The sequence below is a fragment of the Parasphingorhabdus litoris DSM 22379 genome (genome assembly GCF_020906275.1).
Classification (GTDB): domain Bacteria; phylum Pseudomonadota; class Alphaproteobacteria; order Sphingomonadales; family Sphingomonadaceae; genus Parasphingorhabdus; species Parasphingorhabdus litoris.
Map to the genome: position 1 here is coordinate 3,436,517 of NZ_CP086727.1, position 20,203 is coordinate 3,456,719.

Annotated in this window: 20 protein-coding genes; 12 read left to right on the plus strand and 8 right to left on the minus strand. The window is 49.3% G+C overall.

Features of this window, described 5'->3' with window-relative positions:
• Positions 1–2 precede the first annotated feature (2 nt).
• The 5 genes from BS29_RS16585 to BS29_RS16605 all read left to right on the plus strand — a co-directional run bounded on the left by BS29_RS16585 (position 3) and on the right by BS29_RS16605 (position 6,602).
• Positions 3–587, plus strand: coding sequence for a hypothetical protein (locus tag BS29_RS16585; protein WP_229954739.1), 585 nt, complete (start codon positions 3–5; stop codon positions 585–587).
• A gap of 10 nt (positions 588–597) precedes the next feature.
• Complete coding sequence (locus tag BS29_RS16590; RefSeq protein ID WP_229954740.1) at positions 598–2,085, plus strand: PepSY-associated TM helix domain-containing protein; 1,488 nt, start codon at positions 598–600, stop codon at positions 2,083–2,085.
• 889 nt (positions 2,086–2,974) lie between these two features.
• Positions 2,975–4,552, plus strand: coding sequence for a toll/interleukin-1 receptor domain-containing protein (locus BS29_RS16595; protein WP_229954741.1), 1,578 nt, complete (start codon positions 2,975–2,977; stop codon positions 4,550–4,552).
• Positions 4,542–5,093, plus strand: a complete 552-nt coding sequence (locus BS29_RS16600) for a hypothetical protein (protein ID WP_229954742.1) — start codon at positions 4,542–4,544, stop codon at positions 5,091–5,093. Before BS29_RS16595 ends, BS29_RS16600 begins: the two co-directional genes overlap by 11 nt.
• Complete coding sequence (locus BS29_RS16605) at positions 5,094–6,602, plus strand: tetratricopeptide repeat-containing protein (RefSeq protein ID WP_229954743.1); 1,509 nt, start codon at positions 5,094–5,096, stop codon at positions 6,600–6,602.
• Between the two features lie 12 nt (positions 6,603–6,614).
• On the opposite strand, the gene BS29_RS16610 is transcribed toward BS29_RS16605, so the two are convergent.
• The gene (locus BS29_RS16610; RefSeq protein WP_229954744.1) at positions 6,615–7,238 is read right to left on the minus strand and encodes a Crp/Fnr family transcriptional regulator; all 624 of its coding nucleotides are present in this window, start codon (positions 7,236–7,238) and stop codon (positions 6,615–6,617) included.
• Positions 7,239–7,536: 298 nt separating this feature from the next.
• Between BS29_RS16610 and BS29_RS16615 the strand changes: the two genes are divergently transcribed.
• The 6 genes from BS29_RS16615 to BS29_RS16635 all read left to right on the plus strand — a co-directional run bounded on the left by BS29_RS16615 (position 7,537) and on the right by BS29_RS16635 (position 12,719).
• A complete protein-coding gene (locus BS29_RS16615) occupies positions 7,537–9,240 on the plus strand; it encodes a hypothetical protein (RefSeq protein ID WP_229954745.1) in 1,704 nt (567 codons plus the stop codon).
• A gap of 277 nt (positions 9,241–9,517) precedes the next feature.
• The gene (locus BS29_RS16620; RefSeq protein WP_229954746.1) at positions 9,518–10,312 is read left to right on the plus strand and encodes a hypothetical protein; all 795 of its coding nucleotides are present in this window, start codon (positions 9,518–9,520) and stop codon (positions 10,310–10,312) included.
• A gap of 109 nt (positions 10,313–10,421) precedes the next feature.
• Positions 10,422–10,598, plus strand: coding sequence for a helix-turn-helix transcriptional regulator (locus tag BS29_RS17620; RefSeq protein ID WP_407673723.1), 177 nt, complete (start codon positions 10,422–10,424; stop codon positions 10,596–10,598).
• 33 nt (positions 10,599–10,631) lie between these two features.
• The gene (locus tag BS29_RS16625) at positions 10,632–11,282 is read left to right on the plus strand and encodes a hypothetical protein (protein WP_229954747.1); all 651 of its coding nucleotides are present in this window, start codon (positions 10,632–10,634) and stop codon (positions 11,280–11,282) included.
• 447 nt (positions 11,283–11,729) lie between these two features.
• The gene (locus BS29_RS16630; RefSeq protein ID WP_229954748.1) at positions 11,730–12,128 is read left to right on the plus strand and encodes a nuclear transport factor 2 family protein; all 399 of its coding nucleotides are present in this window, start codon (positions 11,730–11,732) and stop codon (positions 12,126–12,128) included.
• Between the two features lie 24 nt (positions 12,129–12,152).
• Positions 12,153–12,719, plus strand: coding sequence for a hypothetical protein (locus BS29_RS16635; RefSeq protein ID WP_229954749.1), 567 nt, complete (start codon positions 12,153–12,155; stop codon positions 12,717–12,719).
• A gap of 17 nt (positions 12,720–12,736) precedes the next feature.
• Here the strand turns inward: BS29_RS16635 and BS29_RS16640 are convergent, their stop codons facing one another.
• The 5 genes from BS29_RS16640 to BS29_RS16660 are packed head-to-tail and all read right to left on the minus strand — an operon-like array spanning position 12,737 to position 15,966.
• A complete protein-coding gene (locus tag BS29_RS16640; RefSeq protein ID WP_229954750.1) occupies positions 12,737–13,312 on the minus strand; it encodes a methylated-DNA--[protein]-cysteine S-methyltransferase in 576 nt (191 codons plus the stop codon).
• On the minus strand, positions 13,312–14,133 hold the full coding sequence (locus BS29_RS16645) for an isocitrate lyase/PEP mutase family protein (RefSeq protein WP_229954751.1): 822 nt from the start codon (positions 14,131–14,133) through the stop codon (positions 13,312–13,314). Before BS29_RS16645 ends, BS29_RS16640 begins: the two co-directional genes overlap by 1 nt.
• Before the next feature lie 2 nt (positions 14,134–14,135).
• Positions 14,136–15,407: an MFS transporter gene (locus tag BS29_RS16650; RefSeq protein ID WP_229954752.1), complete on the minus strand. Its 1,272-nt coding sequence runs from the start codon at positions 15,405–15,407 to the stop codon at positions 14,136–14,138.
• A gap of 47 nt (positions 15,408–15,454) precedes the next feature.
• Positions 15,455–15,598, minus strand: coding sequence for a hypothetical protein (locus BS29_RS16655; protein ID WP_229954753.1), 144 nt, complete (start codon positions 15,596–15,598; stop codon positions 15,455–15,457).
• 47 nt (positions 15,599–15,645) lie between these two features.
• On the minus strand, positions 15,646–15,966 hold the full coding sequence (locus BS29_RS16660; protein WP_229954754.1) for a CC_3452 family protein: 321 nt from the start codon (positions 15,964–15,966) through the stop codon (positions 15,646–15,648).
• Between the two features lie 112 nt (positions 15,967–16,078).
• Between BS29_RS16660 and BS29_RS16665 the strand changes: the two genes are divergently transcribed.
• A complete protein-coding gene (locus BS29_RS16665) occupies positions 16,079–16,573 on the plus strand; it encodes a MarR family winged helix-turn-helix transcriptional regulator (protein ID WP_229954755.1) in 495 nt (164 codons plus the stop codon).
• Between the two features lie 29 nt (positions 16,574–16,602).
• Here the strand turns inward: BS29_RS16665 and BS29_RS16670 are convergent, their stop codons facing one another.
• Both BS29_RS16670 and BS29_RS16675 read right to left on the minus strand, forming a co-directional pair.
• The gene (locus BS29_RS16670; RefSeq protein WP_229954756.1) at positions 16,603–17,163 is read right to left on the minus strand and encodes a gamma carbonic anhydrase family protein; all 561 of its coding nucleotides are present in this window, start codon (positions 17,161–17,163) and stop codon (positions 16,603–16,605) included.
• 456 nt (positions 17,164–17,619) lie between these two features.
• Positions 17,620–20,094 (minus strand): TonB-dependent receptor, encoded by a 2,475-nt coding sequence (locus tag BS29_RS16675; protein ID WP_229954757.1) that lies wholly within the window; start codon positions 20,092–20,094, stop codon positions 17,620–17,622.
• Positions 20,095–20,203 lie beyond the last annotated feature (109 nt).

Genomic DNA, 20,203 nt, shown 5'->3' on the forward strand with positions numbered 1-20,203 from the left:
TCATGGAAAGTGTCTTGCTCTGGCAATTGACCGGCATCGTGTCTGCCATCGGCGGGGTATATTTGCTGCACAAGGCTTGGCACAAACGGTTTGGCGCCAATCTGGAGATTATCGGCGGTGTGCTGCTCATCCTGTTCTCGATTATTGCTTGGGTCCAAACCAGCGGCGCTGACAAAGGTACAGCTTTGGGAATCATCGTCCTCATTATTGTAGGCGGGCTGGCAGTATTGATCAGCGCGTTGCAGACACCCAAACGTAAGGCCAAAGAGGGGCGCAGTCCTTCCGAACATGTGCTTAGTGCCTCGTCCGCTGGGGCCATGGTTTGGCTGCAGCGGATTTACCATGGGCTACTGCTTTTTCTCCTTTCAGGATTGGCCGCCGTTTCAGTATCATCAGCTTTGTTCATGATGTTCCGGTGGTTGGGGATGGAACATAGTGTCAATCTGACGATCGCCGCTTTCGCGTTTTCGATCCTTTGGGCGAGTCTTGCTGTCTATGTCGGATCGCAGCGAGCGACGATGCGCAAATCAATAATCATCCTGGGGCTGGCGATCATACCCGCAGCTGCCCTGGCATTCAAAAGCTAAGGTGTTGATTATGCCGGATAAGGCCCAACCAAAAAAATCTACCTTGCGCGTTTTGCGATCCCTTGAGGCACACAGCTTGCTCGCCATTATTTTTGGTGGGCTGATTTATATATTGGCGGTCACGGGAACACTGTCCGTCTTCAACCATGAGCTTCAGCGATGGGAACAACCCAATGCGCCGGAAATGCAAAGCATTAGCGCGGCGGCGGCCGAACGGGCAGCCTATTCCGTCTTCCGCAGCGAAGCCGTTCCGACGACTCATCTTTATGTCACTTTCCCCCGTCCGGATTTGCCCAGGACCGTTATTACAACCGACACGCAGGCCTTTTTCGCCGACGAGGATGGGAATATTGTAGCAGAAGAAACCTTTCCATGGACGCAATTCCTGCTCGATCTGCATTATTATCTGCATATGCCGCAAATATTGGGTCTGACGATCGTCGGCGCCCTGGGCATAATGCTCATTGGCCTTTCACTATCAGGCATACTCGCCCACCCCCGGATCTTTCGGGACGCCTTTACGTTTCGACGTGGGGCAGGCCGGCTGACAACCGTTGATCTACATAACAGGCTGAGTGTCTGGACATTGCCGTTCCATTTTTCGAACGCGCTAACCGGCTCCATATTGGGCGTCGCCAGTGTCCTTGCGTTCGCCATTGCAGCGGCTGGCTTTGATGGCGATACTGAACAAGTCTTCGCGCCGATTTTTGGCAGTGAGCCAGCGCCAAATTCTGCGCCAGCCGATATTGCGACCATCGCGAAACCGATACAACATATAGAGGAAAATTTTCCTGATATCGATCCAACTTACTTCATAATGCACGATCCGGGCACCGCCGGACAGAATTCCCAAATCGTGGGCGAACATGGTGATCGGCTGATTTTTGGCGACTATTATACCTATGATGCAAGCGGCAATTACAACGGCAATGTCGGCATCTCGGATGGCACGATCGGGCAGCAAATCATCGGATCTGTCTATAACGTACATTTCGGCAATTGGGGCGGATTGCCAGTCAAGCTCGCCTATCTGCTATTCGGCATTGGGCTTTGCGTGATTGTTGCATCTGGGTTGAAAATCTATTTCGCCAAACGCCGAGACAAAGGCAATTCGGCACCACGTCTGGAAGGCGCCTGGACCGCAATAATCTGGGGTACTCCTGCTGCATTGGCGCTGACATTGGTAATTGCCCTCGCGGATGTTGTGCCAGAATCTGGTCTGGTTGCCCTCTTCTGGTTGTCGCTTGTTGCAATGATTACATATGGCAGCCGCATCGGTAGCACCCGCATAAAGCCAATACTTTTGGTGGCAACCGGGATGCTACTCACTTTGGCCATGTTCGCCCATGCCGTGCGCTATAAGGAAGCTGTTATCAGCTCGGCTGGCCTACCTATCTCGCTGAGTCTCTTTGTCTTGGCTATCGCAGCCTTTTTGCAAGCGAGTCTAGGACGCAAAAATGCTCATGCAAAGCAGGGCATCATGTTCCCAGCCGAATAGCTGCAGGACGATTCAGAAGTTTATATTTTGGGATCAAAAACCGGAGTCTGTCGAAAATATCTGGTGCAGAAGAGGACTCGCTTCTTAATACTATATAGTTATATTCAAAAGACTATTTCAATTTCATATTGAAAGAGGCCCCCAATGTGGCCCCCAACTTCGCTGTCCTAGAAATTGGTTGTTGAAAAGCGTCTATCAGTGTTGGTCACAAATACACTTTCAGCCTACTAATCGCAATATTCAATATCAGCGCTGTGGAAAATAGGGAGGGTAACGCTCTAATCGACAATTACTTATCAACTTGGCTTCCCGGTTAATGCAATGCCCTCCCTGCTCAACTAATTGCACTCTTTTTTTATTCGCGAGTCACCTTACCAGCACTGCGCCCAGAATTGTTTATCGCCCTGGAAGGAGTCTTTTGTTGGCCCAAATTAGGGTTTTTAGGTCGTGAATTTTTCAAGCAACGTGAGTAGTTTTTTGATCGAGCAGAACAACTTTGCGCTGCCGCTCCGCCACAATTTTGCTTCAAGATATAATCACATGGACCGCGCGCTTGTGAGGCCGTCGACGGAACCATTATGATTCCAATCGCGAATACTGACGATACAATTAATTTAGTCTGTTTAATTCTCCTAATACCAGACCAAATTTAGTCTGTTTCGAGACTTTATTGGAGATGATTATTTTGCACCCGTGATGGAAATCACGCTCAGATATCTTGGATAAGAAACAAGGTATAAAATTAAAATGAGTCAAACTATTCCATCTGACACGAGACACCCAAGTTATTGTTTAAAAAACGTGACAACTCGAAAATTGAGTCATATTATTTCGACTATTAGTAAAGTTCGTGGCCAAAGTGATTGAAGAATGAGGATGACGTATAGGGGTGGTTATTAGATCCGAATTGGAAAGTACGGAATTTCGTGCGTTTGTTAGCTACAGCCACTCTGATGCGGCGATTGCAAAAAAAATCCACCGGAAAATGGAAGCCTACAAGCTTCCCAAATTGCTGCGCGACATGCAATCGGGCGGTACCAAAGACGGCAGATTGGGTCAGCTGTTCCGCGACCGGGAGGATTTGCCAGCGGCTCTGGATCTTTCGAAATCGGTGAAGGCGGCTTTGGCACAATCCCAAGTACTCATAGTCCTGTGCTCACCCAATGCCAAAAACTCACCCTGGGTTGCAAAAGAGATTGAACTTTTTCGCGAGTTGCATCCGGATCGCCCGATATTGGCAGCGTTGGTTGCAGGTGAACCAGACGAAGCATTCCCGCCAGCCTTGATACAAGAAGGCGAACCTCTTGCAGCTGATTTGCGCAAAGAAGGCGATGGCTGGCGACTAGGGTTGTTCAAGCTGATTGCGGGGGTTGCAGAAGTCCCTCTTGACGCCCTCGTTCAACGCGATGCCCAGCGCCAGTTTCGTAGCGTGATGGCCGTCACGCTCGCTACCACAATTGGCCTGCTAACAATGATTGGAATGACATACTACGCAATCCAACAGCGCAATGAAGCGCAGCATCAACAAGCCCAAGCCGAAGCGTTGATCGAGTTCATGCTGACCGATCTACGCGGGAGTCTGAAGGGTGTTGGGCGGCTTGATATCATGACTGCCGTTAATGAAAAAACGATGGACTACTATGAGGCGCAAGGCGATCTATCGACCCTGTCAGCCGAGAGCCTTGCTCTGCGCGCACGCAATCTGCACGGCTGGGGTGAGATTGATGAAAAACGGGGAGATATGAACGCTGCTTTTGAAAAATTCAGCGAAGCGCACCGTGTTACCGAAGCTTTGCTGGCAAAGGATCCATCCAATCACGAACGTATTTTCACTCATGCACAGAGCGAAAATTGGCTTAGCCATCTGGCTTATTGGGGAAAGGACTTTGAAGAGGCTAAATCACGAACAGCCAAAAACAAAGCACTCATTTCCAGATTGATGAAGGCACCCCAAAAGAAGCCCGATTGGGCACGTCATGCTGGTTATAGCTATGGTGCAGATTGTGCCCGGCTTGTTGCCGCAGATGACAAACCGAAGGCCGCGCTCAAGGAATGCTCTCAGGCATTGGATCATATCAAGACGCTCATCAAAATTGCGCCGGATGACAAACAAGCGATATCCGACCTCGCTAATCGCCACGCATGGCTATCAGATGCCTATTTCGCCGATGGCCAGGATGACAAGGGATTTGTTCATCGCGGTGAGCAGCTGCGGCTTGTCAAATCACTGGTTGAAGGTAATCCCGAAAATCGAAGCTGGCAGGAACAATGGGCCGCAACACAAATGAGCTATGCCCAGCTACTGATGGGTCATCAGCGAGATTCAGAAGCATTAGAATATGCAAAGAGAGCGTACAAGATTGCCAACGAATTGGCCTCGCTTGACCCTGACAATAGCAGATACATGATCTGGAAAGAGCGTACAGAGAAGTTGATAAAATTGAAGGAGATAGAGAATGACAAGTGAAGCCTACAATCCGTATCTAACAATTTATCTTGAGGTCAGAGAAGACAAGGCCGGAATCTATTACAAGAATTTTCTACCAGAACCTTATCTATCAGAGCCCGAATTCAAGGATGGTCTTAAGAAAATTATAATGAACAATGGGCATACCGGGGCGGTTCGAAGTCCAAGGCCCAACCTGGATAGTCGAAGGAACACGACAAGAGCATCGATATTATGCAACGGTACGGATACAGAATTCGTTCTCTACATACCAAAAGGCACAGGTTCCTTTGACCTGAATATCGTGCCATTTTCCAATTTCGATAACGATATAATTGGAAATCTGAGATTGTATTATGTTGATAGTGGAAAGTTGCACGAGGTTAGTACATTTTCTGGAAACCCAGATGTGCAGTCCCAATTGGCTGTTTTCTCCTACTCCGGAAAGAAGGCTTCAAGCGATAGGGGCACGCCTTATACGAAGGTGTTTGACATCAATGCAAAGGACCCTCGATTATTTCCCGGAAGCGGTGATATCGGACACCCTGGTGGCAACGACTAATTGACCAGAACGATTCCCACCACCCTATCCCAAATCCTATCCCTAGCCCGTGCCGGATCTCCGGGGCAGGCTTGGGCTTTGTTTGTGGCGGAGGGTTGGGAACGCGAAACTAGTGATCCAAAAGCGCTGACGCTAAAAGGCCGCTTGCTTAAAGATCAAGCCAAAGCGGCAGATGGTGCGGATCGCCATAGGCTTTATGAAAAAGCCGCTGCAGCTTATGTAGCTGCGGCGGACATCCGCACTGACAGCTATCCGCTCATTAACGCAGCAGCGCTGGCTCTGCTTGGCGATGATCCAGCACGCTCCGCGGAGCTCGCCGCACAAGTGCTGGCCATGGTCGATGGTGACCCTGACGAAGGCGAAAACGCCTATTGGCGGGAGGCGACACGAGCAGAAGCATTGCTGCTCATGGGCCTTGAAGATCAAGCACAACGATCGCTGGCTGAGGGCATTGCCAGGTTGCCTCATGCATGGGAAGATCATGCTGCGACTATCGGCCAATTTGCACTAATCCTATCCGAAAAAAATCGTGATTCCAGTTGGTTAGACCGATATCGGCCGCCCTGCAGTGTTCATTTTAGCGGGATGATCAGGCTACAAGAAAATGACAATGGGGCGCTGCGGGCAATCCGCAATTTTATTGAAGAGGAACAACCCGGCTTTGCCTATGGCGCCCTCGCCGCTGGATCAGACCTATTATTCGCGCAAGCCTTTCTGGATCATACAGACAAAAATCAAACCGCAGCAGAATTGCACGTCATTCTCCCCTTCCCGATTGACCAGTTCCGCGATCTGTCGGTTCGCCCCTTTGGCGATGAATGGCTTACCAAATTTGATGCAGCATTGGCGCGAGCCGAAACAATAGAGATTTTGGGTCTTGATGACCCACCTTTAGAACTCGCAGTGGAAATTGCCGATCGCATGGCGATGGGGCTGGCTGTTCGCAATGCGCGCAACCTTCAAAGCACGGCTAAAGCTGTTACTATTGCCGGCGCCAGCGAAAAGTTGCCGTCGCAACTGACGTTATGGGGAGATTCCGGAAAGGAATTGATTGTCATTGAAGGCAAAAGAAAACGAACGTCAGTCGGCGAGTTTGAGCCTGAGCAAACCAGCCAGTCATTGGGTACATTGATTTGGATTAGTAACAGTGATTCTGCCGAGATCATGCGGCTACTAGGGTATAACCTAACCTTGCACTCCCAAGGAAAGGGACATTGGTTTGCGTCTAACGATCAAAATCAAGCTTATGATCTGGGGATGTTGATCGCTCAGTCCAAACAGGAAGAAGTGCGGGTAGCGATGGTGTACGATATCATGGATACTGGCCTTCCTTCTCAGAATCTGTTGCGCCGAGCGGAGGTTTTAGCCAGCGTTTCACAATCCGGCGTGCTCATAACCGATCAACTCGGCGCAATGTCCCTGACATTGATCGGCTGTGCGCAATCGATCGAGGAAATTGGTGAGTTAAAAACCGTCTGGGGCTCTCAGCCGCTTTGGCGAATCTTCTAAGTCATGTGATATTTATACGACCAAAGACTCCAACAGGCCTCTTGAGATAATTTCTAAACGCCTCTTGTCACGCTCTATTATTCCTCGGCGCACCAATGCGTTAATGGCCCTGGATGCTGTCTCTCTAGTTGTTTGCGCGGTCAAAGCGAGCGCCGCAATAACGGGCGGCGGTGATGCTTGATCATTTTCATCGACTAGCCGCAGTAGTTCCCGGTAAACACGGCCGGTTGCAGTCAACGTTACATGCGAAGCCAAACGGTCTAATATGGCGTTAAACTGATTACCCAATATCTTGGATAGGCCGGCACCAAGACTAGGATAGGTCCGCAGCAATTCATGCAGATCGTTAGAAGGGATTTGCAAGGCGGTAAGGCTGCCATAAACTTTTATGTCCATATTACTCTCGGTTTCTTCTGGAAATGCGCCCAATATTTCGCCAGGACCATGGGTGGCCAAAAGCGTAATTTGGCCTTCATATCCGATTATCTGTAGCTGAGCTTTTCCATCAAGAATGAGCCAGATCTGCGAATTTTTGTCGCCCTGATGCACAAGAATATCTTTGTGGTCGAAAGCCTGGGGCGCCATTGCGGCATCCAGCGCTTGTGCGACTTCCGGCGTGCAATTCAAGAAAGCCATTAGTGCCGATACTTGCTCGCTATTTTGCATCATCCCCCACAACTATTAGATAAACTGTGATCATTGTAGAATGGACTATACTTACAGTGCCTATGTCTTCGCGCAACAATGATGAACTTATTGAATCTGCATCGCATCATAATTTATCGAACTAGCCCCATTTTGAAAAAGCAATCTAGTTCCAAATATGGCCTCGAAACCGTGATTTGTATCACGAGTTCACGACCAACATTTCCCGTAGTGAACATTGATATCAATACAACGCAATATGCTTGTCTTGACTTGAAGGGGAAAATTTATGGGGTGCAATGTCACAGGATCAAAGCCAACGGGTGGGTGCAATCGAGCAGCAGGATTGTTGCGCAGTTCTTCCATTTTGGCGGCAGCGTTTCTAATATGTTCAGGAGCGGCTGCAAAACCATCCGAAAGTAAAAATCAAGATGTCGCTCAAAGGATAGAAGCTCTTGAGAAAGCTATCGAGGCTCTAAAGGCAGATCTCCCTCAAAAAAACGACAAAGTTGGTCAGGTTGATAATGCGTCGTTAGTCAGCAATGAAGTAGATGACACCAAAAACCGAGTTGGTATTTGTGGGATGGCGAGTAAACGAGATTTCGATCTTGCCTTTGCTGATCCTAACAAAATCGTAGAGTGTGATTTCAATTCGGAAGTGGCGCGAACTAAAGTCGAGCAAGCTAGGCGTGAAGCGACTCTTCTAAGTCAACAATTAGACAATTACTCTGGAATATCTGGGCGCGTGAACCAAGCCTTGGGATTTCGAGGCGCAGTAAATTTCAACGGCGGCGATGAAGCTTCTATTTCATACAGTCACGGCATTAAGGGCCGCAAAATAGGAAAGGACAATGACTATCAACGGCCGATTCTGAAGAAAATAACAGGCATAATTTCAACACCGATTAGCAGTGGAAAAAACAGGTTGATCGACCTTAACAATGGGTTCGATGTTACGCCCGGAACTTCTTTTAAATTGGCATTTGATTATCAGGCTTATGAAAAAGAATCCAATCCAGATGTCTATATAAGAACCGTAAAGTTTCTCAACTCAGCTCGTGAAGCTTGTGAAAAAAGTAAAGCACCAGCCGTTACTTCTCAAGTCTGGGAGAAACGCAGGTCCTTCGTATCGCAATATACCGATCAAGACGTCCATGAGGTTTTGAAATTAGCAAAACCGGGAACACAAAAATGTATGGATCATCACTTGATCAACTGGATTTTCAAAACAAAGACAGTCAAGAAAAAAGAAGTCCTGATCAACAAAGAATTGGCAGGACAGTACATCAACCTTTTTTGGACTGCTGCAGATGAAGTACCAATTCCTCAGTTGGGGTGGGGAGTCTCTGTTGAATATGCCCCGAGAGATTTCAACTATTTGCAAGCTACATTTCCTGTTGATGCAGACGGAAATCGTTCGTTTGATCGGACAACAACGTTGATCAAAGATCCGGCAACCGACAAAGCGTTCAAACAATCGACGGATAACTGGGTTTTAGAAGGATATGGGTCTGCATTCAAAAAGCTATATGGATCAAAGCGCCCTAAAATTGGCGTTTACGCCGAAGGCATCATGGGAATTGCATCAGTTAAATACTCGAGCGCATATGATTTTCCTGCAGATGCGAAAGGTATCACCGTCTGCAATATTGAAAATCCCTTAATAATATTAGCGGATTGCAATTCCTTAAACATCGACAAGCCTAGAAAACGGAGCGGATTTTCAGGGGGGCTGGAAGGAAGATTGATTTTCAGGAATTTCCCGGTTGTCGATTTGGTCGGCTTCGCACCCAAGTTTGAATATCGGTTTGATGATGGCTTGAAGTCACTTGACCTTCCTCTTTATGTGTCCGCGAATGACAAAGGGCTCGGTACCAGCGGTATCAGGGTTCAGGGAAATTGGGGTGGAAGAGATTTACTAGGAAATTCTAGAAAGAAGGATTGGGGGCTTTCCATATTCTATAGTGCTTCACTCGATTTTCTGGTCAATTAGTCAGAAACATAAACAAACAATCTGTTTTGAAAGAGGGGTGATTATAAGTTTTCCTGAGATCATAGCTGCATTGATTGCCGCCGACATAGGGTTTAAACATTTGAAAACCGTGCAATGTACGGAAGCTATTTGGGAAAGCGGTCGTGGCAGCCCGACTTTATTCCGACAACAACTCAATCGCTACTCTCGCACGGCAGACTTGATTGAATGAGATTCTACCATTGGGCATCTCAATATTGGATTTCCGCCAATTTCCTGCTCGCCTGTTCGATACGAAGTGCTGAATCGCTTCAATCTATTAGGCCAATATGCGCCAGCTGATGTATGCATCGGGGCGATGACGAAATCACTATCAGCCCGCTTTGAGCTAACCCAAAAAGAGACACGTGCTTTTCTTGCGATAGATGAGCGGCTGGAGCCTAAGCTAGATTTGATCGCAGAAGCGATTGATCGTTTTCAAGAAAAGTCTGAAAAAGCTCGACAGGAAAGATTTGCCAATATGGCCCAGCGGACAGACCTTCGCGATTGGAAGGGAGAACTCATCTCTCAGCTTGGCGATAAGTCACAGTTTGATTCCGTCGCCAAAAGCGCAAGATCAGTGATCGATGCGATTGGAAAACTTGTTCCGTGGCAACAAGAACAGTTTGCTTCGCTGTTGGAAGCGTATGGCCACCCGCAGATCGATGCACGGCAATCGCACGAGCACATCCACCCAGAACTGCGAAACTACATTTCAATCTTGGAGCGAATAGCCCAAGAGGCAGAAGACCTGCGGCCTCAAAAAAATGCTGGTCAGCCTCAGCTTTACACCAGTCTTGTTGAAAGCCTTATTCTCGTTTGTGCGGCGGTTGGGATAGTCGATGACCTAAACGTTATGCCAACTGGCAGCAAAGGGATCATCGGGAGGCTCTTGAGTTTGTGTCTCGAAGTTGCCGGAGTTCCAGATGCAAGCCACCCCGATCACGGCAAGGCCGTTCGAAACGCGCTAGCCTACATCGATGATGGTGAAGCTAAAGCCATTGCCGAATACGCTGAGTGGGAAGAGTCAGTGAGAAAGAATCGCGGGAAATAGAACACTGTTTCTTTCTCCGTCGTTTGGTTGAAGCAATCGGATTCATGCGTATTCAAGAGAACGGCTAACGAGCCGCCATCATCCAAGGCTCGCAACCCGGAGCCTTTCTGTGACCAAGAAACTACTTACCGTCCGCCAATTCTGCTACCTCTATGGGATTGGGAGAACCACATTTTATGCGGAGGTTAAGCAAGGTCGAATCCCGATCCTAAAGATCGGCAAAGCAACCAGAGTAGCGCGTGAAGATGCAGAAAAATGGGTTGAAAACCTTCGGGAAGCCCAGTGAGTTTAGATAGCTAACTTGAATCGAGACGCCACGATGGGCTGGAAGCTGATTCAAATGTCAAATAAGGTTGCCACAGGGTCGCCTGCAAACAAAGCTGTCTTGAACCAACTCGCGTTTGCAGCACGCGATGACTCTCCGGTCACTTGGATCGGAAATGGGTTTATGGCTCAGCAGAGCGAATACAGCACGAAGACTGTTGAACGCGCCCTTCCCTGCCTGGTTGAGGCCGGTCACGTCAGCATCTTGCGGATCCAAGGAGTGATCAACATTCACGCGGTCCATCCAGACGGAAAATGGTGTGCGAAACCAGAACGAGCCGCGTTAGAGGCACATTTGCGCGGATGGACGAAAGGCGGTCCACCATTGATAGAGATCGTGATGGGTTGGCTATTGAATCTCAATCCAATGCTCGGAGGACAAGCCCAAGAGTTTCGGCCCACCCCGGACAAGCTGTCGGGGGTCGACAAATCCACCCCCCGACATCGTGGGAAAGAATCCCCGGCACAGTGTCTAAAAACCCTCGGCACGATGTCGCACGAACATAAAGGATCCAAAAAAAGAAAAGGATCAGATGCTCGGCCGATCGGCGATGTTTTGAGTGGTATGCCTTTGCCATCAGGGATGACTGACGCCTTAGGGGGAGGGGGTCATATTGCTGATGTCTGCAATGAACCGGACCGGTAAGGGGACAGAAATTTGCGCTGCCAAAATAAAATTTCGAGGCCTAATAAATTTTCAAAAGAGAGGACGTGAAGTATGCGCTTTACGTTTAGTGCGCTCGGGAAAGGTAAGCGGGGGTAGCTTGTTTGGCAGCTTTGCGCCCCAATATCAGACATTCCTAGCGAGACCGCTTCATTCCAAAAGCGGTCGTTAGAGGGCTAAATTTCATCAGTGTGATTAGGCACTCTGGGGAATGGAGCGAAACAGAGATCCTTAACAGAGAAGCAGCCATCGGGTTCAGCTACCAAGGTTCTCACATTCACTAACCAATTGCTTCTTATGCCATCCTGCAATCTGCTGCGGAGACCACAAATACGATATTTTATATGCGCGACGCACATTTTTCAATTGCAATATATGCGTAGCGCATATAAACTGGAGCAGTAATCAACAACCGCTGCGGAGAGCAACATGACCGGCACAAACCTCACCTCTGAACAACACGATTTCTATGAGCGTTTCAAATCGTTCTGGGCCGAACCTTCAGGTGCTCGAGTACCTGAAGTGATTGCGCCTGACGCGAAAATTCATTTCACTGGCGCAGGAATAATGTCCGGTACCACCTATGCAGAATGGATGACCGAGACATTGGCCACGATGGAGGACATGACAGTGACTCCGCTCGACTGCGCTGGGAATGGAGATATGTTATACATTGCTTGGGAAACGTCGGCCTTGATCCATGGGGAGCGGCGTACCTATCGGGGCGTAGATCGTTTCCGCCTTAAAGATGGAATGGCGATAGAAGAGCATGTGATTTTCGATTCAGCGGTGCTCACACCAGAAGGGCGAGGCGGTATTGAACAGTGATCATCAACTCCTTAGCAACGACTCGTGACCGACTTTAAGACCAAACCGCTCAACGAAAAAACTTGGCCGGACTTCGCGCGACTAGTTGACGCAAACAACGGCGTCTGGGGTGGGTGCTGGTGTATGTGGTATCACGGAAAGGGTGCAAGTGCAGAAGATGCAGCTGAAAAGCGCAAGGCGAAAGAATGTCTTGTTCGCCAAGGCCGAGCGCATGCCGCGCTTGTATATGAAGGCGAGGATTGCGTAGGGTGGTGTCAATTTGGATCGCCAAATGAGCTCCCGCGCATCCACAACCAGCGTGCCTATCAAAAGACCGATCCAGTATTACCCGACTGGCGGATCACTTGTTTTTTCTCTGGCAAGGGACATCGCGGAAACGGCGTTGCTTCGGTTGCGCTTGAAGGTGCAATCGAAGAAATTCGAAAGCTTGGTGGTGGAATTGTCGAGGCTTATCCGGAGGATATTGAGGGTAGGAAGGCATCGTCGGCCTTTCTGTTCAATGGTGCTTTACATATGTTCGAACGACAAGGTTTCGAGAGATCAAGGCAGATCGGAAAGCATAAATGGGTGATGGTAAAAACCGTCAGATGATCAAAAGCTGTTGAAAATCAATCCTGCGGCTTAGTCGCGAGTGGAAGATCATCAAACAAGGACGGTGGATCGGCAATTTGTGCCCCTTCAATTGAGAGCATCTTGAGCTTGGTTTCAGTTCCGCCGGGCGCTGAAAAACCGACAAGCTTGCCGTTTGCGCCCACAACACGGTGGCAAGGAATAATAATCGGGAAAGGGTTACGTCCCAGAGCCTGACCGACCCTTTGTGCGTATAGTTTGTCGCCAAGCTGCAAGGCAACATCTCCGTAAGTAAGCGTCTCGCCAACCGGAATTGTCCGAGTGACGGAGTAGACCTTCATTGAGAATGGGTCGATCCCATGTAAGTCGCAGGTGATAAATGATAAGTCTGCTTTTTCACCTTCAAGCAGCGCAGAGATCGATTGAATGGCGAGCTCTATAGCCGCTATCGGCTTGCCCTTTTTCGCTCCTGTTCGCTTCAATAGGCGGGCTTCTGTCGCAGCGGGCGTCTTCTCCGGCAAAAAGGTGGCAACGACCGTATCGCCACGCCATGCGATACCGCAGTCGCCGACCGCTGTCGGGAAAAGAGTAAACTGCACTGTTTCCAAAAGCATCAATCCTTAAGAATGGTATTAAAGTCTACAGCAGTCGTCCGGTCAATATAGTCGAACGTGCCTTTGTCTTGTATTTCCTTAGCGGCTTCATGCATTGCCGTGATCGCATAGGTGTAAAGCGACGTTGCGAGGCTGATACGCTTAACGCCTGCAGCGGCAAGGTCGGCTTTTGAAAAAGACTGACCTGGAATACCCGCCATGAAGTTTACCGGTTTTGTTACACAGGAACATACTTGGCGCACCGCATCGAGACTTGGCAATCCCGGCGACATTAATACATCAGCACCTGCTTTCTCGAAAGCTTGAAGTCGCTCTATGGTATCATCGAAATCATCGACGCCGCGCACAAAATTCTCAGCTCGCGCCGTAAGGGTGAATTTGAATGGCAATTCACGCGCTGCTTCAACCGCAGCTTCCACTCTTTCTGCCGCATGGACGATATCATAAATAGCCGCAGAGGGATCGCCGGTGGCATCCTCAATCGAGCCCCCAACAAGACCTACGGCACCAGCCTCCCGTATCGTTGCAGCTGCGTCTTCTGGTGTATCACCAAAACCTTTTTCTAGATCGGCGGATACTGGAAGGTCTGTTGCACCCACAATTGGCGCAGCGTGTGCAAGCGCCTCTTCTCGCGTGGTATTGCCATCCATTTTGCCGAGTAAAGCGGCTTGCACCCAACTCGATGTAGCAATGGCATTGAAACCAAGCGCATCCAACATACGTGCCGAGCAGCCATCAAAAGCATTGGCGATGACGAAAATTTCCGATCCTTGATGCAAAGCAGCGAAGGCATTGGCTTTTTCTGACTGACTGATTGGCATAATTAAATCTCCATACCTAATTCTGGGTTGGGGGTTTTTTTGAGAGAGTGACGTAAATTTGGTGGCCAGGGCAAAAGCCAAAATGCGAGGGTGCCTAGGGCAAGCACTCCGCAGATCAATAACAATGCTGCGCTTACTGGGTCGAAATGCAGATCAGGTGCTATTGAAGCTGCAAGGCCGCTCACCCATTGCATCCCTGATACGCCTGCAAACATGGCCATCGTAAAAACGCTGAGTGCGCGTCCAGTCATGTCGGCGGGATATGCGGATCGCAAATCGGCATATTGCAAAGTAATGTATCCTGACAAAAAACAGCTCAAGATAACCAAAGCTACGTCAAGAAATGCGCTCGCACCAAAGGCATGCAGCACGAAGAATGCAGCATAAACTGCACTGCATCCGATAATGACTGTGCGCCGCGAGCGATTGCCTGGATCAAGCCAACCAAAGACGAGCGGCCCGAGCATCGCAGCAATGGAGACAACAAAGGCAACGTGGCCAACCTCGATTAAAGAGAATGCATGGCGCTCGGAAAATAATGGACCCAGCCATAATCCGCGCAGAGCGAGGAACGCAGCATAGCTGGTAGCGGCCAGACAGCAAATTCCTGCCGTATAGGGTTGGCGCACAATGGATCGAAGATCACGAATGGCATCGCTGATGGGTTGGTGCTCAGTGCCAGATGGAGCTGGCTCTTTTTCTACTAGCCAGAACACTGCGATCCAACTCAGGGTTGCGAGGATCCCGAGCGCAACGAAGCCTGCGCGCCAAGACCAAGTCTCAACGATCCAAGCAAGCGGAGTACCTGTAATAAGCATTCCGGCCCCACCTGCCGAAAATACAATGCCCGACAATAGTGCGAAGCGATTGGGAGGGTAGCGCCGCGAAATGAATACCATCGCAGCAAGTAGAGAGGGCGCACAGCCAAAACCAATCATCCATTCACCGGCTATGAGCGTGATTGCACCGTTTGCACTTGCCGAAACCGCACTGCCAAGAATTGCGAGTACGAAGGCAACCGCGACTGTGTTGCGCGGACCGTATCTATCAAGCGCAACCCCGACTACTGGCTGTGCGACAGCAAAAGCGATATTGAAGGCTCCTGCAACCGCCCCGATACCATGCGCCGATACGCTAAGTTCGGCAATCAGAGGATCTGACGCGATGGCAATTGTGGTTCTAAAGGCATGACTTAAGACGAAGCCGGTGGTTAGCGCAGCCAACATCAACCAGACAGGAATGGATTCTCGTACGATTTTGGAATCATTGGCCAAAATAATAATCTTCTATTGAGAACCTATCACCGTCTCACGCAAAGCCATCAAAGCGCTGTTGATTGTGGTGCTGTGTTGAAGATATTCTTCCGCTTGCCATAAATGGAGACACCTGACTGAGCAGCTACATCCTGACGGCTCTTTGCTAGGCCCAAACCATGGGCGAGTTGATATATTCTTTCTGTCTTCATCAGCGCGTTTCTTTCACTCCTAAAAATTATGAGCGGCCTGATAAAGCTCACCTGATTTTGCTGTTGCAGTTCGCGAGGGCATCGGCGCTAAATGGCTTGCCGCGATGACTGAAGCTTTTGAGTTTTCCAATTTCACGTGCCAGACGAACGCAAATATATCGGGCCGAACTATTGGACTTTTTTGCGACGCATTCGCCACCAGCGCAGCGCCAGACCGTCTGCCTGACGATTATCGTATCACTGATTGGTTCGATTGCCGTTGCTCGATAGTCCGGTTCTTTGTTTCTCGCTTCAGCTCGCACAGGGCTTAACATGCCAAGCGCGGCGATCATCGAAACCGTGGCGTAGCTGTTGAATTGTCGGATCATAAGTTTTCTCCTCAAGCGCCAATAGTTATCGGTTGATCAGTTATATGCATAACGCATACATATTAGTCAATCTGCAATTGCATTTTTTATGCGGAGCGCATACATTGCTGGCATGGACCGCACGACAAATCTGCTTGGAGCGCTTGCTCTGGCTCTTACCGACCGGATTAGCTCTGGTATGAAAGAGACCCTTGACCGCTCCGGTGAAACGGCTGCGGCAATTATCGTTATTGGATATGTGCCGGGTCTGTCCGTTCAAATTCTTCGGCAGGTTCTTGAGCTTTCACATCCCGGCGCAGTACGTGTGATTGACCGGTTGGAAGAAGATGGTCTTGTCGAGCGGCGTAAGGCCACAGATGGCCGGGCAGTAGCGCTGCACCTAACGCGAAAAGGCAGCAAGCTACGTCAACAGCTCATGGACAGCCGTCTTGATACGCTAGAAGCGGCCCTGGAGGGGTTTACTGTTGATGAGCGACTTGTTTTGGGTGACTTGCTTTCCAAGGTTCTCACGAATCTGCCCGAAACCGAAATGGGCAAACATCGCATATGCAGACTCTGTTCGGTTCAGACTTGCAATGATTGTCCAATTCCGGGGCACGCGATCTAAACAACCACAGTGTTTGTTCGCTCGCCAAATCACTCGCGATCCGACGAAGATGCCCTTTTCTGCAGCGCTGCCAACTGCTCGGGGGTCAGCCGTTCTGCTCCCTTCGCATAATTGCGAGCGATAGTTTCATAGAAACGGGCATTGAAAATAGTGCGGTCTGAGTTATCATTTTCACCTATGATTTTTCCCGGAACCCCGGCAATGATTGAGTTTTCTGGGAAGACCTTATTCTCGTTTACAATAGTGTGCCCCGCAATAATGGAGTTGGCACCAATTTTGGCTCCATCCATAATCGTAGCGTTTATTCCGATCAGGCACTGGTCGCCAATCTCGCATCCATGCAAAGTGACATGGTGCGTGATAGAGCAATCGTCACCAACGATAGTCGGCGTGGTACTCCCGACATGAACCATCACGAAGTCCTGAATATTGGTGCGAGCACCGATTTTGATTTCATGCATTTCAGCGCGCATCACTACGTTAGGCCATATGGAGGAGCCAGGCCCAACATAGACCTTGCCATAAAGATGTGCAGTCTCATGAACAAAAGCCGGATCATCTAAATCTACTTGGGGACCAATGTGACTCATGCCGACGAGTACTAAGCCTCTAGTTCAACAAAATCAAAGGTAAGCTCCTTTATAGGTATTTCATCACCATGAGTAGCTTTTGTAGAAGCCAGCCTGTTGATCAAGCGTACGGCAAGATTGGCAACAACAGGTTTACCTAAGTTGGGCTAGAAATGGTAATTTGCCATAGCCATTGATGCGGAAAATTGAAGTCTCGTTTTGCGCTCAGAGCGGTCAGAACCAGACCGTCTGCCATCGGCCCAGTTTTTGAACTTCCGGAAATGATGTGAGCGGTCATTCAGCAATGCGCCCCAATTTCCGACGTTCCTACGGTTTCCGCTTTATCCCAAATGCGGACATTGGTGAATTTAAGGCCTGATGAACCATGTGGATAGAAAATCTGTTGGACAGCACCCTCGCTCATGAAAAAGGCGAGGCTGCGAACAGCCCCGCCTCTGAATTTCAGATTTCCAATTTCTATTGAAACTTGAACTTTGCCCGCAGACCGATGGAACGCGGTGGCAGAACATTGGTTCGGAAACGCCGGACATTGTGCGTCAGGATCATCTGGTTGTTGAGCGGCGTGTTGGAAGCGCTCGATTCCGAGAAGTCGTTGAACAGATTGTTCGCATATGCCGTTATGGACCATCTTTCCGCTTGATAGCCAAGGGCAATGTCTGCACGGCCATAGCTAGGCAGCGTAAAACTGCCGCCGCGCCCGCCGATTACGGTTAGTACATTGCCTTGCCATGCATAGCTGCCGTTAAATATGATGTCCGCACCGTTGTTGAGCGGCAGGCGGTATTCTCCGAAAATTGAATATTGTGTTTTGGGAGAACCAGGCAATCGGTCTCCATCCTGGCCGGCTTCCAGCGATGTACCAAACCCTGGTGGCTGGATCGTTTGTACCAGTCCAGGGACATCAGCAGTCAGCTTGGCATCCGTGTAGCTGAAATTTCCGCTCAGCCTGAAATTATCGGTAACACGCCAGCTGCCTGAAAGCTCAAATCCCTTGGATTCTGCCGACACGCCATTGACGGTTATACTGGTGCCCGCATTGATCGACGTCGCTGCGATTTGCGGGTCTTTCCAGTCAATGAAGAACAAAGCGCCGTTCAAAATCAAATCGCCGTTGAGCCAGGTCGTTTTCGCGCCAATTTCGTAGCTGTTCACAGTGTCTGGCTCAAAAAACCTTTCGTTTCCTGGGAAAATGTCATTCGGATCAGGACTGAATTGTTGTCCCGGCCCGAGCAGACACAGACCTTGTCCACCCGGCATAAACATATCAGGACAAGGTTGTCCGCCATTGGTTTCACCAACACGGAAGCCCTGACTGAAGGTTGCGTACACTGTATTTCCGTCACCGAATTTGTAAGCCGTGTTGATTTTGAACAACTCGCCGTTACGCGACTGGTTTGGGGTGAGTGTCAGCTGGTTTTCAATATCTGACAGTGGATAAGGGTTGAATTCAGGCCCCGCGAAAAGTGGGAAATCCGTGGAGTTGGCTGTATCGAGAGAATAGTCATAATATCGACCGCCCACCGTGACCGACCAAGCGTCCGTGATATTATATCCAATTTCACCAAATACAGCGAATTCTTCAAGCCTGGTCCGGTCAGCTTCGAAATATTCGAGATCATTCAGATCGGGGCGCGCTCCAACCAATGCACCATAACCAGGCGTGAACTCAGATGACAGTGCGTTATACTTGTTCTTGTTGTAAAATGCCCCAACGATCCAGCTCAACGGGCTATCGCCCTTGGAAACGAGGCGTAATTCCTGATTAAAAACCTCGGTTTCTTCATCTTCGAATGTAAATGCTGTGAATGTGGGGAATGTCTCGTAGGAATATTCAAGCGAGATCAGCAGATCGGTCTGATCGCGCTGACCATTTTCCTTGACCGTCGCATATCCTGTCGCAGAGGTCAGTTCGGCAAATCCAAGATCAGCAGTGACTTCCAATGCCAAAAGTTGGGTGTCACGTTCATTTGGTTCTGCAACCCGACCGCCGAACTCATATCGGCCAGAGGGAATGGTAGTAGTGCGGAAGGAAGAGGTATTGCGCCCACCATATTCGCTCAATTGAAAATAATAGGTGAGAGTAGCATCAATGGCATCTATTGGTTGCCAGCGCGCTGCGATCCGTCCACCCAAAATTTCTTCGGTATTCGCGTCTTCAATGGGGTCGAAATTTGCCTCCCTTTCGGCAGCATTGTTGAAATCAGGGTCCGGATTAGAAACCCCCGGCTCCCGAACAACAAAAGGATAATCGATAAAGCCCTGATCATTCAAATAATCGAACGAACCCCGAATGGCGAAGTTGTCAGAGAATGGTAGATTAAATGTAAACCCAACATCGCTGCTAATCCCGTCGCCTTCCTTGTAAGTATAGGCGTCCGCGCGTGCCTCAAATTGAACGCCGGAAAAATCTGGCTTGTTAGGAATATAGCGAATAGCACCACCCAATGTACCCGCTCCATAAAGCGTGCCTTGTGGCCCCAGCAAAACTTCCACGCGCTGGAGGTCGTTGAGACGCAAATCGACAAATAGCGGAATATCGCCAACATAGGTTGCGACGCTGCCGCCGCCATCTTCCTGGCCAAACGCGCTGGCAATTGGATCGGCATTTAGCCCGCGGACGACAATACGGTTTCCGTCACGGCCACCCTGATCGGCAACGTTAATACCCGGAACAAAGGCAACAAGTTCGGAAATGTCATCAAATCCCTGTTCCTCGATTTGGTCGCCACCAACTGCCGCGATATTGATTGGAATATCCTGCACTGATTCCGCGCGCCGTGTAGCGGTTACGATGATGACATTGCTGTCATCTTCTTCGGCGGACACCTCTTGAGCAAATGCCGGAGCCGCCACTATGGCGGTACCAATTGGCAAGGTTAAAAGACTTGCCGTCATTTTCAAACGACTCTTGAAAGTTGAAATATACGCCATGATGATACTCCCGACCAGATTATGCTTTACAGCACGTTGCAAACGAACGTGCCCCCAGTTACTGCTTAGTCTATAAGATAACCTAAAAGATAGTAGGCAAAATTGGCTA

Coding starts and splice junctions, on each gene's coding strand:
- BS29_RS16585 (WP_229954739.1), top strand. CDS start 3: ATGGAAAGTGTCTTGCTCTGGCAATTGACCGGCATCGTGTCTGCCATC.
- BS29_RS16590 (WP_229954740.1), top strand. CDS start 598: ATGCCGGATAAGGCCCAACCAAAAAAATCTACCTTGCGCGTTTTGCGA.
- BS29_RS16600 (WP_229954742.1), top strand. CDS start 4,542: ATGACAAGTGAAGCCTACAATCCGTATCTAACAATTTATCTTGAGGTC.
- BS29_RS16610 (WP_229954744.1), bottom strand. CDS start 7,238: ATGGCTTTCTTGAATTGCACGCCGGAAGTCGCACAAGCGCTGGATGCC.
- BS29_RS16615 (WP_229954745.1), top strand. CDS start 7,537: ATGGGGTGCAATGTCACAGGATCAAAGCCAACGGGTGGGTGCAATCGA.
- BS29_RS16625 (WP_229954747.1), top strand. CDS start 10,632: ATGGGCTGGAAGCTGATTCAAATGTCAAATAAGGTTGCCACAGGGTCG.
- BS29_RS16630 (WP_229954748.1), top strand. CDS start 11,730: ATGACCGGCACAAACCTCACCTCTGAACAACACGATTTCTATGAGCGT.
- BS29_RS16640 (WP_229954750.1), bottom strand. CDS start 13,312: ATGCTTTTGGAAACAGTGCAGTTTACTCTTTTCCCGACAGCGGTCGGC.
- BS29_RS16645 (WP_229954751.1), bottom strand. CDS start 14,133: ATGCCAATCAGTCAGTCAGAAAAAGCCAATGCCTTCGCTGCTTTGCAT.
- BS29_RS16655 (WP_229954753.1), bottom strand. CDS start 15,598: ATGAAGACAGAAAGAATATATCAACTCGCCCATGGTTTGGGCCTAGCA.
- BS29_RS16660 (WP_229954754.1), bottom strand. CDS start 15,966: ATGATCCGACAATTCAACAGCTACGCCACGGTTTCGATGATCGCCGCG.
- BS29_RS16665 (WP_229954755.1), top strand. CDS start 16,079: ATGGACCGCACGACAAATCTGCTTGGAGCGCTTGCTCTGGCTCTTACC.
- BS29_RS16670 (WP_229954756.1), bottom strand. CDS start 17,163: ATGAGTCACATTGGTCCCCAAGTAGATTTAGATGATCCGGCTTTTGTT.
- BS29_RS16675 (WP_229954757.1), bottom strand. CDS start 20,094: ATGGCGTATATTTCAACTTTCAAGAGTCGTTTGAAAATGACGGCAAGT.